This is a genomic window from Bradyrhizobium sp. CCBAU 51765, assembly GCF_015291725.1.
GTDB classification, from domain to species: Bacteria; Pseudomonadota; Alphaproteobacteria; order Rhizobiales; family Xanthobacteraceae; genus Bradyrhizobium; species Bradyrhizobium liaoningense.
In genome coordinates this window covers 5,986,068-6,007,796 of sequence record NZ_CP030038.1, presented here as the reverse complement: position 1 = coordinate 6,007,796, position 21,729 = coordinate 5,986,068, and the positions used below count along the sequence as shown (strand labels likewise).

The 21,729-nt window shown below is 64.5% G+C and carries 22 protein-coding genes; 10 read left to right on the top strand and 12 right to left on the bottom strand.

All coding sequences use genetic code 11. The annotated features are described in order from the left end of the window. Positions 1-218: 218 nt before the first annotated feature. Positions 219-1,649 (top strand): aldehyde dehydrogenase family protein, encoded by a 1,431-nt coding sequence (locus XH96_RS28395; protein ID WP_194388819.1) that lies wholly within the window; start codon positions 219-221, stop codon positions 1,647-1,649. 255 nt (positions 1,650-1,904) lie between these two features. Here the strand turns inward: XH96_RS28395 and XH96_RS28390 are convergent, their stop codons facing one another. After that, a complete protein-coding gene (locus XH96_RS28390) occupies positions 1,905-2,873 on the bottom strand; it encodes an SMP-30/gluconolactonase/LRE family protein (protein ID WP_194388817.1) in 969 nt (322 codons plus the stop codon). Positions 2,874-2,964: 91 nt separating this feature from the next. On the opposite strand from XH96_RS28390, the gene XH96_RS28385 reads away from it, so the two are divergent. After that, positions 2,965-3,789: an NAD(P)-dependent oxidoreductase gene (locus XH96_RS28385; protein ID WP_194388815.1), complete on the top strand. Its 825-nt coding sequence runs from the start codon at positions 2,965-2,967 to the stop codon at positions 3,787-3,789. A gap of 7 nt (positions 3,790-3,796) precedes the next feature. On the opposite strand, the gene XH96_RS28380 is transcribed toward XH96_RS28385, so the two are convergent. The 5 genes from XH96_RS28380 to XH96_RS28365 are packed head-to-tail and all read right to left on the bottom strand — an operon-like array spanning position 3,797 to position 6,247. Continuing rightward, a complete protein-coding gene (locus XH96_RS28380; protein WP_194388813.1) occupies positions 3,797-4,207 on the bottom strand; it encodes a cupin domain-containing protein in 411 nt (136 codons plus the stop codon). 43 nt (positions 4,208-4,250) lie between these two features. After that, on the bottom strand, positions 4,251-4,706 hold the full coding sequence (locus tag XH96_RS28375) for a carboxymuconolactone decarboxylase family protein (RefSeq protein ID WP_194388812.1): 456 nt from the start codon (positions 4,704-4,706) through the stop codon (positions 4,251-4,253). Then, entirely contained in the window at positions 4,699-4,821 is a 123-nt protein-coding gene (locus XH96_RS39670) for a hypothetical protein (protein ID WP_256439306.1), read from the bottom strand. The genes XH96_RS28375 and XH96_RS39670 overlap by 8 nt, the downstream gene beginning before the upstream one ends. Positions 4,822-4,871: 50 nt before the next feature. Further along, entirely contained in the window at positions 4,872-5,405 is a 534-nt protein-coding gene (locus tag XH96_RS28370) for a YkgB family protein (protein WP_194388809.1), read from the bottom strand. Between the two features lie 29 nt (positions 5,406-5,434). Then, complete coding sequence (locus tag XH96_RS28365) at positions 5,435-6,247, bottom strand: SDR family oxidoreductase (protein WP_194388807.1); 813 nt, start codon at positions 6,245-6,247, stop codon at positions 5,435-5,437. A 100-nt stretch (positions 6,248-6,347) separates the two neighbouring features. Between XH96_RS28365 and XH96_RS28360 the strand changes: the two genes are divergently transcribed. Then, complete coding sequence (locus XH96_RS28360) at positions 6,348-7,280, top strand: LysR family transcriptional regulator (RefSeq protein ID WP_194388805.1); 933 nt, start codon at positions 6,348-6,350, stop codon at positions 7,278-7,280. Between the two features lie 18 nt (positions 7,281-7,298). Here XH96_RS28360 and XH96_RS28355 read toward each other — a convergent pair whose 3' ends face one another. Both XH96_RS28355 and XH96_RS28350 read right to left on the bottom strand, forming a co-directional pair. Continuing rightward, positions 7,299-8,267, bottom strand: a complete 969-nt coding sequence (locus tag XH96_RS28355; RefSeq protein WP_246789768.1) for a hypothetical protein — start codon at positions 8,265-8,267, stop codon at positions 7,299-7,301. Between the two features lie 408 nt (positions 8,268-8,675). Continuing rightward, complete coding sequence (locus XH96_RS28350; RefSeq protein WP_194388803.1) at positions 8,676-9,602, bottom strand: hypothetical protein; 927 nt, start codon at positions 9,600-9,602, stop codon at positions 8,676-8,678. Positions 9,603-9,823: 221 nt separating this feature from the next. Between XH96_RS28350 and XH96_RS28345 the strand changes: the two genes are divergently transcribed. Then, positions 9,824-11,542 (top strand): IlvD/Edd family dehydratase, encoded by a 1,719-nt coding sequence (locus XH96_RS28345; RefSeq protein ID WP_194388801.1) that lies wholly within the window; start codon positions 9,824-9,826, stop codon positions 11,540-11,542. A 67-nt stretch (positions 11,543-11,609) separates the two neighbouring features. Here the strand turns inward: XH96_RS28345 and XH96_RS28340 are convergent, their stop codons facing one another. After that, positions 11,610-12,185, bottom strand: a complete 576-nt coding sequence (locus tag XH96_RS28340) for a histidine phosphatase family protein (protein WP_194388800.1) — start codon at positions 12,183-12,185, stop codon at positions 11,610-11,612. Continuing rightward, a complete protein-coding gene (locus tag XH96_RS28335; RefSeq protein ID WP_194388798.1) occupies positions 12,182-12,976 on the bottom strand; it encodes an enoyl-CoA hydratase/isomerase family protein in 795 nt (264 codons plus the stop codon). Before XH96_RS28335 ends, XH96_RS28340 begins: the two co-directional genes overlap by 4 nt. A gap of 227 nt (positions 12,977-13,203) precedes the next feature. Between XH96_RS28335 and XH96_RS28330 the strand changes: the two genes are divergently transcribed. Further along, positions 13,204-14,424 (top strand): NAD(P)/FAD-dependent oxidoreductase, encoded by a 1,221-nt coding sequence (locus tag XH96_RS28330; RefSeq protein ID WP_194388796.1) that lies wholly within the window; start codon positions 13,204-13,206, stop codon positions 14,422-14,424. A 4-nt stretch (positions 14,425-14,428) separates the two neighbouring features. Here the strand turns inward: XH96_RS28330 and XH96_RS28325 are convergent, their stop codons facing one another. Continuing rightward, positions 14,429-15,343 (bottom strand): ribokinase, encoded by a 915-nt coding sequence (locus XH96_RS28325; protein WP_194388794.1) that lies wholly within the window; start codon positions 15,341-15,343, stop codon positions 14,429-14,431. 118 nt (positions 15,344-15,461) lie between these two features. Then, positions 15,462-16,355, bottom strand: a complete 894-nt coding sequence (locus XH96_RS28320; RefSeq protein WP_194388792.1) for a sugar kinase — start codon at positions 16,353-16,355, stop codon at positions 15,462-15,464. A gap of 212 nt (positions 16,356-16,567) precedes the next feature. On the opposite strand from XH96_RS28320, the gene XH96_RS28315 reads away from it, so the two are divergent. The 5 genes from XH96_RS28315 (at position 16,568) to XH96_RS28295 (ending at position 21,581) form a co-directional block, all read left to right on the top strand. Next, complete coding sequence (locus XH96_RS28315) at positions 16,568-17,416, top strand: VOC family protein (protein WP_194388790.1); 849 nt, start codon at positions 16,568-16,570, stop codon at positions 17,414-17,416. Between the two features lie 195 nt (positions 17,417-17,611). Then, a complete protein-coding gene (locus tag XH96_RS28310; protein ID WP_194394288.1) occupies positions 17,612-18,271 on the top strand; it encodes a TetR/AcrR family transcriptional regulator in 660 nt (219 codons plus the stop codon). Positions 18,272-18,708: 437 nt separating this feature from the next. Then, positions 18,709-19,518, top strand: coding sequence for an ABC transporter permease (locus XH96_RS28305; RefSeq protein ID WP_194388788.1), 810 nt, complete (start codon positions 18,709-18,711; stop codon positions 19,516-19,518). Between the two features lie 73 nt (positions 19,519-19,591). Then, complete coding sequence (locus XH96_RS28300; protein ID WP_194388787.1) at positions 19,592-20,584, top strand: ABC transporter substrate-binding protein; 993 nt, start codon at positions 19,592-19,594, stop codon at positions 20,582-20,584. 151 nt (positions 20,585-20,735) lie between these two features. Next, positions 20,736-21,581 carry an ABC transporter ATP-binding protein gene (locus tag XH96_RS28295; protein WP_194388785.1) on the top strand — a complete coding sequence of 282 codons (846 nt, stop codon included), beginning with the start codon at positions 20,736-20,738 and terminating at the stop codon, positions 21,579-21,581. Positions 21,582-21,729: the final 148 nt, after the last annotated feature.

Genomic DNA, 21,729 nt, shown 5'->3' with positions numbered 1-21,729 from the left:
ATTGGGGCGTCAGGGCAGGTGGTGAAATGGATTCCGGGCTCGCGCTTCGCGCGCCCCGGAATGACGGCTGAGAGAACCTTGCCTCCTTCCCGCCATCGGCTCATATAGCCTCCGCTCGCCGCAACGCTGGCCCCGCATATGGCGGGTTCAATTGCCGGCGCTTTCGTGCAAGGATGCCTGCCGAAACGCCCCCTCCAAGCCCCAAGAAGAGGTTAACGATGGTCAATCGCATGCAATTCTACATCGACGGCGCCTGGGTCGATCCCACCGTCAAGAAGTCCACCGCCGTGGTCAATCCGGCGACGGAAGAGGCGATGTACGAGGTTGCGCTGGGCTCCAAGGCCGACGTCGACAAGGCCGTCGCCGCCGCCAAGCGTGCCTTTGCCACCTTCTCCCAGACCAGCCGCGAGGAGCGCGTCGCGCTGCTGTCGAAGGTTATCGAAGTCTACAAGGGCCGTCTCAAGGAGATCGGCGCTGCTGTCTCCGACGAGATGGGCGCGCCGCTGCCGATGGCGGAGAAGCTCCAGGCCGGCGCCGGCCTCGGTCATCTCATGACCACGCTCGACGTGCTCAAGAACTATCATTTCGAGGAGCCGGTCGGCACGGCCATGGTGCTGCGCGAGCCGATCGGTGTGGTCGGCATGATCACGCCCTGGAACTGGCCGCTGAACCAGATCGCCTGCAAGGTCGCGCCCGCGCTCGCCGCCGGCTGCACCATGATCCTCAAGCCCAGCGAGTTCACCCCGACCTCGGCGCTGATCTTCGCGGAAATCCTGCATGAAGCCGGTGTGCCCAAGGGCGTGTTCAACCTCGTCAACGGCCTCGGCCCCGAAGTCGGCGCCGCCATGAGCGAGCACCCCGACATCGACATGATCTCGTTCACCGGCTCGACCCGCGCCGGCATCGACGTCGCCAAGCGCGCGGCTCCCACCGTGAAGCGCGTCAGCCAGGAGCTCGGCGGCAAGTCGCCGAACGTCATCCTCGAAGGCGCCGACCTCACGAAGGCGGTGACCGGCGGCGTGATGCACATGTTCAACAACTCCGGCCAGTCCTGCAACGCACCCTCGCGCATGATCGTTCCGCTGTCGAAGATGAAGGAAGTCGCCGCGATCGCGAAGGCCGCGGCCGACAAGACCAAGGCCGGCGATCCCCGCGCCGAAGGCACCACCATCGGCCCGGTCGTCAACCGCGGCCAGTGGGACAAGATCCAGGGCCTGATCAAGAAGGGCATCGACGAGGGCGCTACCCTCGTTGCCGGTGGCCCGGGCCTGCCCGAAGGCGTCAACAAGGGCTTCTATGTCCGTCCGACCATCTTCGCCGACGTCACCCCTGACATGACGATCGCCCGCGAAGAGATCTTCGGACCGGTGCTGACCATCATCGGCGCCAAGGACGAAGCCGACGCGGTCAAGATCGCGAACGACACGCCCTATGGTCTCGCGGGCTATGTCTACGGTCCGTCAGTCGAGGATGCCAAACGTGTCGGCCGTCAGATCCGCGCCGGCAACGTCAACCTCCAGGGCGTGCCCAACGACCGCACCGCGCCGTTCGGCGGCTACAAGCAGTCGGGCAACGGCCGCGAATGGGGCAAGTTCGGCCTCGAGGACTTCCTCGAAGTGAAGGCCGTCGCGGGCTTCAACGCGGCGTAATCGTTAGCGCGAGCAAACCAAACGCCGGAGCGGGCAACCGCTCCGGCGTTTTTTTGTCATTGCGAGCGAAGCGGCGAAGCGAATCCAGGTTCCCTCCGCGGAGACAGTCTGGATTGCTTCGCTTCGCTCGCAATGACGGAAGAGGGATCTCGTAGGGTGGGCAAAGGCGCGCTCTTTGCGCGACGTGCCCACCATTCAGAAGTGGTGGGCACGCTTTCGCTTTGCCCACCCTACGAGATCGTCGCCGCGGAGAAACTATCCCCCCACCGCGCCTTGCGTGTTCACATACAGCGCGTAGATCGACTGGCTAGCCGCCATGAACAGGCGGTTGCGCTTGACGCCGCCGAAGCAGAGATTGGCGCAGCGCTCGGGCAGCGCGATGCGGCCGATCATGACGCCGTCGGGCGCGAACACGACCACGCCGTCGAGCTCGGGATCGCCCATGCCCCAGCCGCACCAGAGATTGCCGTCGATGTCGCAGCGCATGCCGTCGGGCGTGCCGGGACCTGCATCGATGTGGACGCGCTTGTTGGAAATCGTGGTGCCGTCGGCCGAAACGTCATAGGCGAGGATCTTGCGGTTCGGCACCCCGCGCGACTCCACGACGTAGAGGATCTTTTCGTCCGGCGAGAAGCACAGCCCGTTCGGCCCGAGCACGCCTTCGGCGACGATGGTTGCCTTTCCGGTTGCGGGATCGAGCCGATAGACATTGGGCTCGATCTCGGGCTCCGCCTTGTAGCCCTCGTAATTGCCGAGCAGGCCAAAGGTGGGATCGGTGAACCAGATCGAGCCGTCGGATTTCACCACGACGTCGTTCGGCGAGTTCAGCCGCTTGCCGTCGAACGAGTCGATCAGCACGGTGATGCTGCCGTCGTATTCAGTGCGGGTCACGCGGCGGCCGCCGTGCTCGCAGGTGATCAGCCGACCCTGGCGATCGCGGGTGTTGCCATTGGCGAAGTTCGAGGGCTTGCGGAACACGCTGACTGCGCCGGTCTCTTCCTCCCATTTGAGGATGCGCTGGTTCGGAATGTCGCTGCAGAGCAGATAACGCCCGTCGCCGAACCACACCGGACCCTCGGCCCAGCGCAGGCCGGTCGTCAGCCGCTCCACCGCCGACAATTTCAGCCAGTATTTTTCGAAGCGGGGATCGAGTGCATGAATCGCCGGATCGGGGTAACAGGTCGCCGGCCGCCAGCCTTGGTTATGGGACGATGCATCGTTCATGTGCGGGTCTCGTCGTTGCGTTCCCTCTGTCCAAGTCTGCTAGCATCAGATATCCATGGCCGCAAATCGGTTGCCACGGACGAGGTCAGACATGCCGCGCATCTTGATGACAGGAGCTTCGGGCGGAATCGGAACGCGACTGCGGAAACTCTTGCCGCCGATCTATCCGGACCTGCTGCTTTCCGACATCAAGCCGCCGGCGGATCTCGGCGCAGATGAAAAATTCAAGATGGCCGACCTCGCCGATCTCGCGCAGTGCGAGGCCATGTGCGAGGGCGTCGACGGCATTCTCCACTTCGGCGGCTATTCGGTCGAAGGCACCTGGGATCAAATTCACCAGGCCAACATCATCGGCTGCTACAATCTGTTCGAGGCCGCGTATCGCAAGGGCGTCAAGCGCGTGGTGTTCGCCTCGTCGAACCACGCCGTCGGCTTCTATCCGCGCCACCACAGGATCGGCACCGACGTCACCGCGCGGCCCGACAGCCGCTACGGCGTCAGCAAGGTGTTCGGCGAGGCTGTCGGCGCACTCTACGCCGACAAGCACGGCCTGAAGGTGACGTGCCTGCGCATCGGCAATTTCGGCGACATGCCGCTCGACCAGCGCCGGCTCGCGATCTGGCTCAAGCCCGACGACCTCGTGCAGCTCTGCCGCATCGGGCTCGAACATCCCGACATCCATTTCGAGGTCTTCTACGGCGCCTCTTTCAATGAGCGCGCCTGGTGGGACAATCACCGTGCCTACGAGCTCGGCTATCGCCCGACCGGCCGCGCCGAAGATTTCCGTGAGCACGCGATGGCGGAGCAGGCCAAGCTGAAGCCGGACCCGGTCGGCGATTATTTCCAGGGCGGCACGTTCTGCAGCATGGAGTTCGATGCCGACTCAGGCCGCGTGATCGACTGGACCAAGCGTTAGAAGCGGCTCACCTGCCGAGCGTCAACAGCGGCTTGCCCGTCTCGACAATGTAGGTCGCAAGCTCCGCCGCGCTGCCGCTGCCGACGTTCGTCACCGCGTGATGCACGCCGTGAGGAATGAGCAGCACGTCGCCGGCCTTCAGGATCACCGGCGGCCTGCCGTCGAGCCGATATTCCAGCTCGCCTTCGATCATATAGACGAGCTCTTCGCCCGGGTGACTGTGCCTGACGGCGACAACGCCTGGAGGAAAATCGACGCGGACCTGGACGACCTCGCGTCCGGGGATGCTCAGAGCTTCCTTCATGAGATGTGTGCGCTTGATGTCTCCCAGCCGTGGCTCTTCGGATCGAGCGGCGAGCGAAGTCAGGCTGGTGGCGGCGATCAGCGCCGTCGCGACGATGATTCCATGTCTCTTCATGTGAATGGCCTTTCGTTTGTGCGCGACGTTGCGCTTGTGTCGATCAGGCGGCGGCCGCTGCCGCCGGTGTTGCGCGAAAGCTAATGGCCATGCGGTTGTAGGCATTCATCAAACTGATGGCGATTGTGAGGTCCACAAGCTCACGCTCCTCGAATACGGTGCGTGCGGCCTGGTATGCCTCGTCAGGGACGCCGGTCTCGGCAACCCGCGTCACCGCTTCCGCCCACGCCAGGGCAGCCCGCTCGCGGTCGTCGAAGAGATTGCCGGCCTCGCGCCAGGCCTGCAGCAGCGCGATCTTCTCGACCTTCTCTCCCTTCTTGAGCAGGTCGCGGGTGTGCATGTCCAGGCAGTAGGCGCAATTGTTGATCTGGGAGACCCGCAGATAGACCAGCTCGATCAGCGTGGGGGAAAGGCGGCTCTGCAGGATGTAGCCGTAGACGCCGCCGAGCGCCTTGGTGCCTGCCGGCGCGATCTGGTTGTAGTCGAGACGCTTACTCATGTTCTTCTCCTTGATGATGATCCTGCTCGGAGGCAGTGGTCAGATCCTTCTCGCCGCTGTCGACGACGAAGACTGCGAGCAGCGCGAGCCCCGGCCAGGATGAATCGGATTTCATGGCGGGGCTCTCGTTTCGAGCTCGGTTGTTGTGCGCTGTGACGCGAGTTCTCACCTGCGGAAGACGGCCTTCAGCGAGTCCGCGAACACCCAGAAGGAAGCGGCCAACAGGCCGATGTCCTTCAGCAGGAACTGTCCCGGTGCGACCGTGATCGCGGGCGCCCCGAGCTCCGGCACGACGACGCCAGGCGTCGAGATCATGAAGGTCAGCGTCGTGACGAACAGTCCGGCCGAGAGAAGGCCACCGGCTGTGGAATAGATCGGGCTTGCCAACCGAAGCGCGATCAAAGACCCGATGCTCAGTTCGACGAAGCCGAGAAAGGTGGAGAAGCCGCGGACCGAAAACAGCGCGTAGAACCAGCGCAGCAGTGGGCTGTTCTCCACCAGAGGAACCAGCCCCTGTGCTTCGTAGTCGGTGAACTTCATCCCGCCGAACCAGGCATAGATGATTGCAAGCGATGCATAGAGACCGATCCGGCTGACCGGTTCGGCGTAGGCGAGCAGGTGTTCAGACTGGTCGCGCCAGCTGATGGTGCGGCTCAGCGCGATGGGTGAGGTGGGCGAGTGGCTGATGATGCGTGACATGGTTGTCTCCGTTTGATGCTGGGTATCGCTCACGCATTCACGTGCGTGTGCAGGTTGTAGCGAGGGGCGGGAATGGCGCTCGAGAGCTTGTTCGTCATGGCGAGCCGCGTGCTCTCGTGGCGATCCCACGCGGAGCGGTCGGCCAGCGCCGGGATCGTCACGACCTCGCCGAGGTCGAGACCTGCGAGCGCCGCGTCGACCATGTCGTCGGCCGACATGACGATCTCGGCGGGCAGTTGGTGAACCGGTGTACCGGCGACATCCCAAAACTCGGTCGCAGTGGCGCCCGGCAGCACGGCTTGCACGCGGATGCCCTTGCCGGCGAGTTCGTGAACGAGTGACTGGGTGAATGCGAGCACGAAGGCTTTCGAGCCGCCGTAGACGGCGTTCAGCAGTTCCGGCGCGATCGCGACGATGGAAGCGATGTTGATGATCGTGCCATGGCCGCGGGCGATGAATCCGGGCACCGCCGCGTAAGTCAGGCGCGTCAGCGCGCCGACGTTGAGGCGGATCATGTCCTCCATCTTGTCGATGTCGGAGGCGATCAGTGGGGCTGAGGCGCCGACGCCGGCGTTGTTGACCAGCACCGAGATGCCGGGCTCGGTTCTGAGGAGTTGCTCGACATGGCGCAGGTCGGACGGGGAAGTGAGATCGGCTTGCACCGTCTCTACCTTGCCGCCGCTTTCATTGGCGAGCCTGCGCGCCAGCGATGCGAGCCGCTGCCTGTTGCGCGCAACGAGGATGAGGTCGTGGCCGCGTTTCGCCAGGCGGTCGGCGTAGATCGCGCCGATTCCGGTCGAAGCACCGGTGATGAGGGCCGTGCCTTTTCTGGTCTGGGTCATTTTCGCTCTCCGTTTCGGTGCGGAGAGGAATAGGTACTTCCGGAAATGACCGGTATCTGGCAAATTCGGGATCTATCCTTCCAGAATATGGAAGTTCTAGATGGATCGTCTCGAAAGCATGTCGGTGGTTTTGGCGGTGGCGGAGGCCGGCAGCCTGTCCGCCGCCGCACGCCGCCAGAAAATGCCGTTGGCAACGGTGAGCCGGAAGGTCTCGGAGCTCGAGGAGCACCTGCGCACCAAGCTGTTTCACCGATCAAGCCGCGTCCTCGTTCCCACCGACGCCGGGCGCTCCTACATCGCCGCGGCCAAGCGAATTCTTGCCGATGTCGCCGAGGCCGAGCGGGTTGCCTCCGGCGAATACACCACGCCGCGCGGGGATCTGAGTGTCACGACGCTCGTCGCCCTCGGCCGCCTCTGCCTGCAGCCGATCCTGGCCGAGTTCCTTGCAGCCTTCCCGGAGGTCGACGTTCAGCTCAATTTGCAGGACCGGACGCTCAATCTCCTGGACGAGCACATTGACGTCGCGCTTCGCGTCGGCGAACTCGCCGACAGCGGCCTGATCGCGGTGCGCGTCGGAGACATTCACCGCGTGGCATGCGCCAGTCCGGCCTATCTGGAATTACGCGGGATACCGCAGTCTCCCGACGACCTCTCTGCGCATGACTGCATCAGCTATCCTCCGCTTCAGTCGCCGAACACCTGGAGGTTCAAACGAGGGCAGACCGAGTATGCTGTCCCGGTGCGGTCGCGCTTCATTGCGAGCAATCTCGAATCGGCCTTCGATGCCGCACGGGCAGGCATAGGAGTTACCGTCGCGTTCTCATACCTCGTCGCCGACCCGCTGCGGTCCGGAGCGCTGGTCGCGCTACTGCAGGAGTTTCAGCCGCCGCCGCAGCCGGTCAACTTCGTCTATTCGCCCAACCGCTTCATGCCGGCCAAACTGCGAGCCTTTCTCGATTTTGCAGTACCGCGCCTGAGGGCGCGCTTGGCCGACATGCCCCGGGACGTGGCGTCGCCGAGGCAGCGGGCGTAACTGCGTCGGGCGAGGACATCAGAAATGCAGGTTGAGACGCAACAGTGCCTGGTGCCGCTCGAACTGCTCGAGGTTGAGGCTGCGGTTGTCGCCGATCGCCTTGCCCGCGACCTGCATCTGCCAGGTGCCGGAGATGCCGACTTCCTTCGAGATACTGTAGGAGAAGGTCGGGCCGGCGAAGACGGCGTCGCCTACGAAGCGGTCGAGTGCGCCGCCGTCATAGGCCCGCGCGTAGCGTACGCCGAGGCCGAACAAGAGCTCGGGCTGCACTGCGTACGAGATCGCCGCCTGGAGCTGCATCTCGGAATCGTGTCGCCAAAGATTGGTGACGATCTCGCGGGTTCCGCCGGTCCCGTACCAGACGTTGAAGGCCGCAAACAGCCTGTCCTTGACCAGCTCGCGATCGAACAGCGCGGCAAACTCTGCGCCATATTGCTGGATATGCATGCCGCTGGCGTCGTCGATCCGGCTCCAGCCGGGCTGTGCGTGGAGGGTGAGCCCAAAGGGTGCGGCGGCGCGATCGACCAGCTTGTAGCGCAGTTCAAGCGCGGCGCCGCTGAAAGAGACATCCGAATGATCGGCAAGTCCCGGAACGCCGCTGATGCGCTGTCCGCTCAGTGCAAATCCGGGTGCGATCCGGAAATTGTCCGAGACCGTGTACTTGATCTGATTGAGATTGGCCCAGGCCGCGTAGCTGCCGGAGCGCTTGCCGAACGCGCCGACATTCTCGAACTCGATCTCGATTTCGCCGGGCTTGCCGATGTCGGAGCCCATGCTGAAGCCGAAAATGTGCTCGGTGTCGATCTCCGCGTGGGCTGACGGCAGGTTTTGCGCAGGCTTCGAGGCGGCGTGGCTGAGCGGGTCGCGAGGCGTACCATATGTGCGTTCCAGCTTGTCGTCGGCGAAGGCCAAGGCACAGCTTGCCAGCTGGCTGGCCACGATCGTTGCCGCCGCTACGGCGTGCGGGAAGCTCAATATTCCAGACACGAACAATTCACCTCTAAGCCGAGACTCGCTGATGGACAGAAGGTCTCAGGCACGCGCCGACCGTATGCAAATGCAAGTCATTCGCAAAACATTCCATAGAAATGCCCTCGATGCAATTGTTGCGACTCGTTCTTAGTTGCGTTCAAGTGTCGCGGCTGGACTGGGCTCCAGCGCAATCTCCTGGGTGCGAGCCGGGGGGCCGGGAATTCGCGCGGGTCGGGCCTCAATTGATGCAAGACCAAGTGGCCGCACCGACCATGCGAGACCAGTGCGGATCGCGAGCGGCTGGGAAAATTGTGGGGTCCTTGCGCGCTTGTGGGCCACGGCGTGCCGGCCGGAGGCATTGACCGTGCTGCCGGCAAGGGGCTGCAGACAGGACGTCTGCCCAGCCAGTCAAGCGAATCGAAATCAACCTCCGGCGATGTCCCGGCTTATCTTCTGCAATCGTGCAAAGGCGGCCCACGCGTTTGGATATTGGGCGTCTCTTGAATCGATCGTGAGCAGCGCGCGGCAGGCCTCGTTGATGTCGTCCGCTGAAGGACGCATGGAGATGTCACCCGATGACTCCGCCCGCTTCCAGCGGTCCTCGACATCTTTCGCCAGGGCCAGTGCTTCCGACGGGGTTCGCTTCCGGGTTGGCTTCGCCAATGCGTGGTCCGGAGGGAATGTGGGCCAGGCGGTGGGAGGCCGATCGGCTCGCCAGTCGCCTTCCTTGGCGGCCTCGCGCTTCGCGGGCGGATTTGCCTGTCCATGTGCGGCATCGGGCGGAACGGTCCGGCCGGCCAACTCGCGGATCTGCTGCTCCATTGTCCCGCCAGACGACGATCCGCCCGCCGAGGGCGCAGGCGCTGTCAGGACGGGCGCAATCGACGTCTGCACCTCGGGGGCAATCTTCTGAACGGTCTTGACGACCGCCGACGCGCCGGGTGACAGAGCCGGCCGCTGTTGCGCGACCTTGTCGTCCTCGGTGGGGCAGGGCCGGTATCCCGAACGCTGACGCGTAATGCGTCCGTCATCATCGATGCGGGCAAAATCAATGGCAACAGTGTAGACGAAAGCGGCGTCGATGACCTTGCCGGACTTGTCCCTTGCCTTGACACCGCCGCAAACATACCTCGCCGCGCCGGCTTCGACTGAACGCAACGCGCCGAATGTGGCCGTCGCTGGATCGATCAGCGCATGTCGAACGGCTGCGCGAGCTTTCATGTGTTCGGAGGAGAGCGCGCTGATCAGGACGTCAGGATTGATCAATTCGGGCTGGTAGTACCACACATACTCCACCGCGAAAAATGCTGCGCCGAAAGCCGCTGCGATCAGGACACCGGGTACGTTCATGGGATTTCTCCGGGTGAAGGAACCCGGCATGGTTGTTATTTGTTTCAAGAACCATTTGCGCTAGAGTTTTCTAACAAGGCGTTAATCGGTTGTGAGATCGAGGAGAATCTACCAGACGATGGTCCTCGGGAAAGGATGAGCTCCGCCGGATCCATTTGCGCGTCTTGTTGACAATACGGGGCGAGGCGGTACCACCATGGCAAACTGGACGGAGCGACCTGATGACGAGCGGCTTGCGTAAGGGTTTGACGAGCTACGGCGATGCCGGCTTCTCGCTGTTCCTGCGCAAGGCGTTCATCAAGGCGATGGGCTACTCCGACGACGCGCTCGAACGTCCGATCGTCGGCATCACCAACACCTATAGCGACTACAATCCCTGCCACGGCAACGTCCCGCAGATCATCGAAGCCGCCAAGCGCGGCGTGATGTTGTCCGGCGCGATGCCGTTCGTGTTCCCGACCATCTCGATCGCCGAGAGCTTTGCGCATCCGACCTCGATGTACCTGCGCAACCTGATGGCGATGGACACCGAGGAGATGATCCGCGCCCAGCCGATGGATTCGGTGATCGTGATCGGCGGCTGCGACAAGACGCTGCCGGCGCAGGTGATGGCGGCGATCAGCGCGGATCTGCCGACGGTGGTGATCCCGGTGGGGCCCATGGTGGTCGGCCATCACAAGGGCGAGGTGCTGGGGGCCTGCACGGATTGCCGCCGTCTATGGGCCAAGTATCGCGCCGGTGACATGGACGACGTCGAGATCGAGGCGGTGAATGGGCGTCTGGCGCCGTCGGTCGGCACCTGCATGGTGATGGGCACGGCCTCGACCATGGCCTGCATGATCGAAGCCATGGGCCTGTCGCTACCGATGAGCGCAACGATCCCGGCGCCGCACGCCGAGCGTTTCCGTCTCGCCGAGGCGAGCGGCAAGGTGGCCGCCGAGATGGCGAAGACGAAGGGGCCGAAGCCGAGCGAGTTGTTGACGCCTGCCTCTTTCAGGAATGCGCAGGTCGTCCTCCAGGCGATCGGCGGATCGACCAATGGCCTGATCCATCTGACCGCGATGGCGCATCGCTCGCCGCACCGGCTCGATCTCGAGATGTTCGACCGGATCGGCCGCGAGGTGCCGGTGCTGGTCGATCTCAAGCCGTCGGGCGAGCATTACATGGAGCATTTCCATCACGCCGGCGGCGTGCCGAAACTGCTGGCGCAGCTCGGCGATCTCATCGATCTCGATGCCAGGACCATCTCGGGCCAGACGTTGCGCGAGATCGCGGCGAATGCCGAGGACGTGCCGGGCCAGGACGCGATTCGTTCGCGTGACAACCCGATCAAGAAGGAAGGCGGTCTCGCCATCCTGCACGGCAATCTCGCGCCGCGCGGCGCCGTCATCAAGCAGTCGGCCGCGAGCCCGAAGCTGCTGCAGCACACCGGGCGCGCAGTCGTTTTCGAATCCGTCGAGGACATGACCTTGCGGGTCGACGATCCCGATCTCGATGTGAACTCCGACGACGTGCTGGTGCTGCGCAATGCCGGCCCGAAGGGTGCGCCCGGCATGCCCGAGGCGGGCTATCTGCCGATCCCGAAGAAGCTCGCGCGCGGCGGCACCAAGGACATGGTGCGCATCTCGGATGCGCGCATGAGCGGCACCGCTTTCGGCACCATCGTGCTGCATATCACGCCGGAATCCGCCGTCGGCGGGCCGCTGGCGCTGGTGCAGAACGGCGACATGATCCGCCTCGATGTCGAAAAGCGCAGCATCGAACTGCTGGTCGATGCCGCCGAGCTGGAGCGGCGCCGCGCCGCGCTGACGCCGGCCGCCGTCCCCGAGGAAACGCGGCGCGGCTACGCCTGGCTGTTCAACGAGACCATCATGCAGGCCGACGAGGGCTGCGACTTCGACTTCATGCAGAGGACCGGGAAGCAGACGGATAAGCGTTGATCGGCCGCGCGAACGAACGCTCGGATCGGCTGCTTCAAATTGCCGGCGGAGACAGGCTGCATCTGTCCTAGGTAACGACCTGCTCGATCCGCCACTGCGCGTCTTCGTGCAGGTAGCGGAACGGCGTGCCGTGGCTGTTCTTGAAATAGCTGCCACATAGTGCGTTTGCCATGGCTTGCATCACGGCGTCGTGGCAGACGAACAGGAGATTGTCGCCGGGATGGCGCGCGAGCCACCCCGAGACGCAGGCCAGCGACCGTTCGGCCATGGCGTCCCAGCTTTCGCCGTCGGCCGGCAGGATCGACACGAGACCCGTCGCGGATTTGACGCCGTGCTTGATCATGAGGTCGCGGACGGGGAGGCCTTCAAAGCTGCCGAAATCAAACTCGATGATGCTGGCGTCGATCGCGAGCGGCACTGCGATCACGTCCGCGATGATCTCGGCCGTCCGCGCCGCGCGAACCAGGGGGCTTGCGACGATGCGGCTGATCCCGATGCCGCGCAGCACATGCGCGGCCTCGCGCGCTTGTCGCAGGCCATCGTCGTTCAGCGGATTGTCGGTGCGGCCCTGGAACCGCCCCTCGCGATTCCAGTCGGTCGCACCGTGACGAAGGCCGTAGAACGTGCGCGCGGGCCTCGTCACTTCGACTTGCTCGTGAACTTCTTCACGGCGGTGCGGAACGCCTCCGTGTTCATCGCCATGATGATCTTGTGCTCCTCGGCGTCTAACTGCTGCTTCACCGGCGTGGTCGCGGCCTGGTAGACCAGCTGCTTGGTGCCTGCGATCGCGGCCGGCGGATTTTGCGCGAGGCGCTCGGCGAGTTGCCGCGTCGCCGCCTTCAGCTGGGTCGCGGGAACGGTCTTGGCGACCAGGCCCCATTCATAGGCCTGCTGCGCGGTGAAATTGTCCTCGGCGAGGAAGACCTGCAGCGCCCGGCGCGATCCGACCGTGCCGACGATGCCGACGGTCGAGCCGCCGTCCGGCGACACCCCGATCTTGGCATAGGCCGGCGTGAACCTGGCGTCGTCGGCGGCGATGCAGAGATCGGTGACGAAGGCGAGGCCCATGCCGGCGCCGGCGGCCGAGCCGTGCACGCTGGAGAGCGAGATCTTCGGCATGCGCCTGACGGTCTCGATGAAGGCATGATAATGCTTGAGCAGCTCGCCGACGACGGGCGTCACCGTGCCGGCTTCGGCGGCGGCTCCGATCGTCTGCAGATCGCCGCCGGCGCAGAACGCGCGTCCCTCGCCTTCGAGGACGACGACGCGGATCTCGTCCGCGCCTTCGATATAGGTCGCGAGCTGTTCGAGCTTCTGGGCAATCGCAAGGTTGATCGCGTTGAACGCGGCAGGGCGGTTCAGCGTGATGGTCGCGATCGGGCCGTCGATCCGCAGCAGGGCGGGATCATCGGGCTTTGAGACGGGAGCGGTCATTTGGAAAATCCCCGGCAGGAGGTCGAGGCTCGAACTAAATCGCAGAAGGCGAGGGGTGACAATCCCCGGCCGCCGCTCTTGCGCCGGGCGGAACGATCGGCTCAAATGGGGCTGCCTTCGTCAAGGGACGGACACGAGCGCCGGCTCCTCCTAAGGCCAGCAACCAGAATCAGCGAGAGAGGAGACGGCATGGGTTACGCTCGTGTCTTCCGGAAATGGGCTGTCCAATGACGGGCGGTCCGGTGATCATCGTCGGCGCAGGCCATGGCGGCTATCAGGTCGCGGCGTCGCTGCGCCAGGCCGGCTTTTCGGAGCGCATCTGCCTGGTCAATGACGAGGCGCATCTGCCCTATCAGCGCCCGCCACTGTCGAAGGCCTACATCAAGGGCTCTGCGGGGCCGGAGAGCCTGATGTTCCGGCCCGAGAAATTCTATCAGGACCAGAAGATCGAGCTGATCGCGGGCCGCGCCGCCTCGATCGACCGCGCGGGGCACAAGGTGCATCTCGAATCCGGCGAGACGCTGGCTTACGGCCACCTCGTGCTGGCGACCGGCGCGCGCAATCGCCTGCTCGACCTGCCCAACGCCAACCTTCCGGACGTGAAATATTTGCGCATCCTCGACGACAGCGAGGCGCTGCGCAAGATCATGCCGTCGAAGAAGCGCGCCGTGATCATCGGCGCCGGCTTCATCGGTCTCGAATTCGCCTCCACCGCGCGGATCAAGGGCCTCGAGGTCGACGTGCTCGAGCTTGCCCCGCGCGTGATGGCGCGGGCGGTGACATCAGAGGTCTCGGAGTATTTTCAGGAACGCCATCGCGAGGCCGGCATCCGCATTCACCTCGGCGTGCAGGCCACCTCGATCGAGGCGGAGGGCGGTAAGGTCACGGGCGTTTCTTTAAGCGACGGCCGGCATCTGCCGGCCGACCTCGTCGTGGTCGGCGTCGGCGTGCTGCCGAACATCGAGCTTGCCGCGGGGGCGGGGCTGCCGGTCGCGGCCGGCATCATCGTCGACGAATATCTTGCGACGGCCGATCCTGACATCTCTGCGATCGGCGATTGCGCGCTGTTCGCGAGCCCGCGCTTCGGCGGATCGCTGCGGCTGGAATCGGTGCAGAACGCCACCGATCACGCCCGCTGCCTTGCGGCGCGGCTGACCGGCGACAAGAAGCCCTACGACAGCCATCCCTGGTTCTGGAGCGACCAGGGCGACGACAAGCTCCAGATCGCTGGCCTTACCACCGGCTACGACCGCGTCGTGTTGCGCGGCGATCCCGCCAGGAAGGCGTTCTCGGCGTTCTGCTACAAGGGCGACAAGCTGCTCGGCATCGAATCGATCAACCGCGCCGGCGATCACATGTTCGGCCGCCGCCTGCAGAGCATGGACCGCTCGATCACGCCGGAGCAGGCCGCGGACGAGAGCTTCGACCTGAAGAGCGCGCTGGCGTGAGCGCTTAGCGCGGCAAAACCGCCGCCACCTCCGCGGCCGTCGGCATCGACGGCCCGGCGCCCATCCGCTGCACGCTGATCGACGCCGCGGCATTGGCGAAGGCGAGGGCAGCGCGCAAGGGCACATCGTCGGCCAGTTGCGCCGCCAGCGCGCCGACGAAGCAGTCGCCGGCGCCCGTGGTGTCGAGCGCCTTCACCGCGCGGCCGGGCACGGCAATCTCCTCGCGCCCCGCCAGCGCGAGCACGCCGCGCTTGCCGAGCGTGACGCAGATGGTCTGGTCCTCGCGCGCCTGAAGCTGCCGCGCCACGGCAATGATCCTTGCCGCCTCGTCGCTCTCGGAGAGCCCGCTGCCTGCGAGGAATCCGAGCTCGGTCTCGTTCAGCACGAGGATGTCGACGAGCGCGAGCAGCTCGCGGGACATGGCTTGCGCCGGAGCCGGGTTGAGCACCGTCGTGGCCCCGGCGGCGCGGGCGCGTCGGAAGAACGCGGCGATCGTCGGCAGCGGAATCTCGAACTGGCTGACGGCGACGTCGCCCGCCAGTAGCGGCACGACCTCGACGTCGTCGGCGCCGACCAGCCCGTTCGCCCCGGGAATGACGACGATGGTATTGTCGGCCTCCGCCACCGTGATGATGGCCGTCCCGGTGTGGGCCTCCGCCGTCTCCTGGACATAGCCGAGGTCGATGCCCTGCTCGCCGAGAAAGGCCTTCAGCTCGCCTCCGAATGAATCCTTCCCCAGCCGCCCGATCAGCGTGGTCCGCGCGCCAAGCCGTGACGCCGCGACCGCCTGGTTGGCGCCCTTGCCGCCTGGAAAATACAACACCTGCCGGCCGGCGACGGTCTCGCCGACCTTCGGATGGCGATCGGCGGTCGCCACCACGTCCATGTTGATGCTGCCGGCGACGAAGACGCGCCCCATCCTGATCCCTGCGACCGCTAGAGCATGATCCGGAAAAGTGTGTAGCGGTTTTCCGAAAAGATCATGCTCAAACAATAGCCTAAAGCGCGATGACGATTCATCCTAATCGCATCGCGCTTTAGACCCTGACCTCGAACTCGTGCCTGACCTTGGCGATGTCGACGAGTGTCGGCAACCCCGCCTCGTTGCCGAGGCGCTGGATCTTGAAGGTCGAGGCGGCGCGCGCGAAATCGAAATGCTCGCGCCAGCTTTTGCCGGGATGGGCGAGGTAGGAATAGACATAGGCGCCGTGGAAGACGTCGCCGGCGCCGTTGGTGTCGATGACGCGCTCGCGCGGGATCGGCATCGCCGGCATCACCTGGACCGTCCCTGTCTCGTCGTACCAGAGCAGGCCCTTCTCGCCCATGGTGACGCCGCCGATCTTGCAGCCGCGGCCCTTGAGGTAGTCGAGCATCTTCTCAGGCGTCAGGTCCATCTGCTCGCACAGCCGCTCGGCGACGATGGCGACGTCGATATATTCGAGCAGCTCATGCGTGTTGGTGCGCAGGCCGCCGCCGTCGAGCGAGGTCAGGATGCCCGCCTCGCGGCACACCTTGGCGTAGTGGATTGCGGCATCCGGCTGGTGGCCGTCGACATGCAGCGCGCGGCAGCCGCCGAGATTGAGCATCGGGAAGGGGTGGATGTGCTCGTCGTCGCGGCAGCGGACAATGGCGCGCTTGCCGTCCTTGGGCATGATGAAGGAGAGCGAGGACTGGTTGACCTTGCGCCCGTGCAGCGAGATGCCGTACTTGGCGCACATGTCCTGGAACATGCGCCCCAGCCAGTCATTGGCCGCCGTGGCGATGAGATCGGGCACGATGCCGAGCTTGGCGCAGCAGAAGGCCGCCGTCACCGCGTTGCCGCCGAAGGAGACCGCGTAGTCCGAGGCCACGTGCTTCTCGTCGCCGGTCGGCATGTGGTCGGTGATGAAGACGACGTCGATATAGGTCTGTCCGATGAAGAGAGCCTGCATTGCTTGTCCGTGATGCGCTTGTGGTCCCGGCCGGCGGGATTACTCTAGCACCGGTTCCGCTCCGGAGGGACGCTGAAATTATTCGCAAAACTGCCGCCCGAAGCGCTTGAGGTCAGCATGGTGCCGGAATACGACCATGTCGGGCCAATGCCAAGCCCGGACAAAGACCGTCTGCCGGTCCATGGGTTCCAAGTCGTTCAAAAGGGTGCAGGATGATCACCGGCCTCGATCACATCGTCGCTCTGGTGAGCGATATTGGTGCGGCCAAGGCGGCCTATCAGACGCTGCTCGCCCGCGCGCCGGCCTGGCAGAACTCCGGCGAGGGCGCTGACCGGGTGCTGTTCACCCTCGACAACATGACGATCGAGCTGATGGCCCCTCACGGCTTCAGCGTCACCGCCGACCGCATGCGCGCACTGCTCGAGGACCAGGAGGGCATGCTCGCCAGCCTGTGCTTTCGGGTCGCGGACATCGGCAAGATGCACCGGCGGCTGGAGCGGGTGGCCTTGAGGCCGGACCCGGTCGCCGAGGTCGAAAGCAGCGATGCCGTCAGCGACGCCATGCTGCACTGGAAGCGGACGCGTGCCGCCACGGAGCTCACGCGCGGCGTGCGCATGTTCTTCCTCGAACTGGCCGACGAGCGTCCGAAGTCGGCCGCGACCGACATCGCGCCGATCGACGCGCTCGACCACGTCGTCATCACCACCGAGGATTCCGAGCGCGCCGCCGCGCTTTATGGAGCGCGGCTCGGGCTCGATCTCGCCCTCGACCGCTCGCACCAGGACTGGGGCCAGCTGATGTTCTTCCGCTGCGGCGATCTCATCGTCGAGGTGGTACGCCGGCCCGTCGCCGGCGGTGACCTCACGCATGACCGGCTCTGGGGCCTGAGCTGGCGGGTCGCCGACATCGACGCCACCCGCGCCCGCCTGATCGCTTCCGGCCTCGACGTCAGCGAAGTCCGCAACGGCCGCAAGCCGGGCACGCGGATCATGACGGTGCGGAGCGGGACCTGCGGGATTCAGACGGTTCTGCTGGAGCGCTCGCCGAAGCCGGTGGATTGAGGGACCGCGTAATGCACTCTCGTGCCCCGGACGCAGCGCACCGCTGAAGAAGCGCTGCGCTGCGTCCGGGGCACGAGATCGTTCTCAAACACCCGCCCGCATGTTACACGCTGACTTGACAGCACCCAGCGAGCACCCGGTTTGGCGAAGGCGAAGGCAAAGCGAACTCTGAAATGGCAGCGCGATCCCGAGGGGATGCGGCTGCGCATTCTCGAAGCTGCCAAGCAGGAGTTCTCCGCCCATGGTCTCGCCGGCGCGCGCGTCGACCGTATCGCGGCGAAGGCCGGCGCCAACAAGCGCATGCTGTACTATCACGTCGGCAACAAGGACGAGCTCTATCTCGCGGTGCTCGAAGGCGCCTATGACAAGATCCGCAGCGAGGAGCGGGGGCTCGATCTCGAGCACCTCGATCCGCCCGAGGCGATCAGACGCCTGATCGAGTTCACCTGGAATTACTTCCTGCGCAATCCGGAGTTCCTGTCGCTGCTCCAGACCGAGAACCTCGCGCGCGCAAAACACCTGAAGAAATCGACCAAGGTCAAGTCGATGCATTCGCCCTTCGTCGAGATGATCCGCACCGTGGTGCGGCGCGGCATCGACAGCGGCGATTTCCAGGTCGCGGTCGATCCGGTGCAGCTCTACATCTCGATCGCGGCGCTGAGTTTCTTCTATCTCTCCAATTCGGCGACGCTCAGCGTGATCTTCGGCCGCGATCTCCTGGACAAGAAGGCCAAGGACGAGCGGCTCGCGCACATGGTCGGCCTAGTCCTGGCGGCATTGACGGGGCAGTCCGTGGCACTGTTCGAGATTGCCAAGGCGCCGAAGTCGCGCAGCGCGGTGGTGCAGACGGTGTAGCGGGCGGAGCCCGCACGCAGGGCAGACGTGGCATCCGCCTCTTCCCCAATCTCCACTCTCATTGCCCGCGAAGGCGGGCAATCCAGTATTCCAGAGACGCTAATGGGATACGGCGAGGCCGCGGCGTGCTGGATTCCCCGCCTTCGCTGGGAATGACATTGAGGGTGGGGCGGTCTCGTGCCCCGGACGCAGCGCAGCGCTCTTGCGGGGCGCTGCAGAGCCGGGGCCCATGTCACCATCGAGCACGCGGCCGCCGGCTCCCGGCTCTGCGCCGCAACGCTTCGCGTTGCAGCGCGTCCGGGACACGGAGGCGATTGTGCGTCCCCCCACACACAGCCCCGGAACCCCGGCGCAAAACGTCACAGGGAAAGCTCTGGACAGTATTTATCCAACGGGTTAATTTCTCCTCGTAACGAAGAAGATGCCGGGAGTGAAAATTGGCCGAGCCGAAGCCGCAAAATGCGGTGTCCAAGATGCTGAACGCGGCCTGGGTTCGGCCGTTTCTGTTCCTGGTCTTCATCGTGGTCGCCTGGGATCTCGCGATCCGAATCTTCAGGATTCCCGCCTATCAGATCCCGTCGCCGCTCGATGTCGTCGCCGTGCTGCGCACCGAATGGCCGGAACTGCTACGCCAGTCCTGGCCGACCACCTACGCGACCGTCTGCGGTTTCCTGCTCTCGGCGCTGTTCGGAATTCCCGTGGCGATGCTGATCGCAGGCTCCAGGACAGTGGAGAGCTACGTCTATCCGCTGCTGGTGTTCTCGCAATCCGTGCCCAAGATCGCGATCGCGCCGCTGTTCGTGGTCTGGTTCGGCTTCGGCATCATTCCAAAGGTGATCTCCGCGTTCCTGCTCGGCTTTTTCCCAGTGGTGGTCTCGGCGGTGCAGGGCTTCAAGTCAGTCGATCCTGACATGGTCGATCTCGCCCGCGCCATGCAGGGCAGCCGTTTCCAGGTGTTTCGCGCGGTGAACCTGCCGCATGCGCTGCCGGCGATTTTCTCCGGCCTCAAAGTGTCGGTAACGCTCGCCGTGGTCGGCGCCGTCGTCGGCGAGTTCGTCGGCTCCAATTCCGGGATCGGCTACGTCATGCAGCGCTCGATCGGCACGTTCGATCTGCCGACGATGTTCGCTGCCCTCGTCATTCTCGCGCTGCTCGGTGTGATCCTGTTCTGGATCGTGGACCGGATCGAGAAGCTGGTCATTCCCTGGCATGTCAGCCAGCGCGAGGACGTGATTTTCGCCGCTTGAGTGTTTGCGGCTCTGAAGTGACGAAACGAACGGCCACCAACGGCCGACGCAACAAGGGCAAGGGAGAGTGACGATGAAGCGCTTGATTGGGGCTGTCTCGGCGGTGCTGATGACCTTCGCGGCCATGCCGGCGCAGGCGGCCGACAAGGTCGTGCTGATGCTGAACTGGTACGTCTATGGCGAGCACGCGCCGTTCTATTACGGCAAGGCCAAGGGCATTTATGCGGCTGAAGGCATCGACCTCGAGATCCAGGAAGGCCGCGGCTCGGCGGCGACGACGCAGGCCGTCGCGGCCAAGACGGCGGATTTCGGCTATGTTGACGTCCCCACCATGATGCGCGCCGCGATCAAGGGCGCGCCCGTGGTTGCGACCGGCGTGCTGCTCCAGACCAGCCCGATGTCTGCGATGGGCTTCGCCGACAAGAACATCAGGAAGCCCGAGGACATCAAGGGCAAGACGGTGGCGATCACGCCCGCTGATTCCATGACCCAGATCTGGCCGCTGTTCCTGAAGAAGACCGGCCTGAAGGAGAGCGACTTCAAGACCGTGGCCGGCGACGGCCAGACCAAGCTCAACGCCGTCATCAATGGCCAGGCCGACCTCTTGCTCGGCTACGTCATGGACCAGTCGATGAAGATCAAGGACGCCACCGGCAAGGACGTCTATCCGATCAAGTTCGCCGACTACGGCATCAACATGGTTTCATCAGGCATCATCGCCAACACCGACTATGTGAAGGCCAACGCCGATCTCGTCCGCCGCTTCATGTCGGCGACGACCAAGGCGGTGGAAGCCGCCGAGAAGGAACCCAAAGCCGCGGCGCAGGCAATCCTCGATGCCAACCCCAAGGGCGGCAAGATCGACACGCTGACGCAAGGTTTCGAGCTGACCATTCCGCTCTACCGGACTGCGGAGACCAAGAGCAAGCGGCCGTTCCAGGTCACCGACCAGAACATGACGGACTCCGTCAATCTGATGGTCGAATATGGCGGTCTCGATGCCAAGGCCAAGGACAACCCGAAGGCCTTCTACACCAACGATTATCTGCCGAAGAGCGGGTCGTGAGCGATCAATCTCCTCTGTCGTCCCTGCGAACGCAGGGACTCATAACCACCGGCCTTGATGGTTACGGAAGGTCTCAACCCGCGTGCCCGAACGCTCCGGCACGGCGTATGGGTTCCTGCGTTCGCAGGGACGACGCGTGGAGAAGGTTGTGATGAACCCTGCGACCAAGCCAGTCGATATCAACCAGCCGGCCGCGCATCTGCGCCTGGTAAGCGGCCGTGCCGCCGATTCGTCGGGCATCAAGCTGTCCGGCGTGTCCAAGACCTACCGGACACGCGACGGCGACGTGCCGTCGCTGCGGCCGCTCGACTTCCACATCAACGACGGTGAGTTCTTCGTCGTGGTCGGCCCATCCGGCTGCGGCAAGTCCACGCTGCTCAAGCTGATCTCGGGTCTGCTGCCGCCGACGACGGGCGAAATCCTGGTCGAGGGCGAGAAGGTGACGGCGCCGCATGGCAATGTCGGCATCGTCTTCCAGAACGCGCTGCTCCTGCCATGGCGCAACATCCTGTCCAACGTGATGCTGCCGATCGACATGAAGCGGCTGCCCCGGCAAAAATATCTCGAACGCGCCAAGGCGCTGCTGAAGCTGGTCGGACTCGAAGGTTTTGAGAAGAAGCTGCCCTGGCAACTCTCCGGCGGCATGCAGCAGCGTGCCTCGATCTGCCGCGCGCTGGTGCACGATCCCAGGATCATGCTGATGGACGAGCCGTTCGGCGCGCTCGATGCATTGACGCGTGAACGCATGAATCTCGAATTGATGCGCATCCAGCGCGAGACGAAGAAGACGGTGCTGCTGATCACGCATTCGATTCCGGAGGCTGTGTTCCTCGCCGATCGCGTCCTGGTCATGACCGAGCGCCCCGGCGCGGTCGCCGCGATCTACGACGTGCCACTGCCGCGCCCGCGCTCGCTCGACGTGATGGCCGATCCTGTTTTCACCGAGCTCGTGCAGCGCATCCGCAAGCACTTCTTCTCGCAGGGTGCATTGGATTAGCTGTCATGGCGTTTTCCGAGGGAGCCACGTGCACGCTGCGCTCCCTCCCCCGCCTGCGGGGGAGGGGTGGGGAGAGCGTGTCTCCGCTGGAAAGACTCCCCAAGAGGATAGAACCCTCACCCGCCGCGCTTTGCGCGTCGGCCTCTCC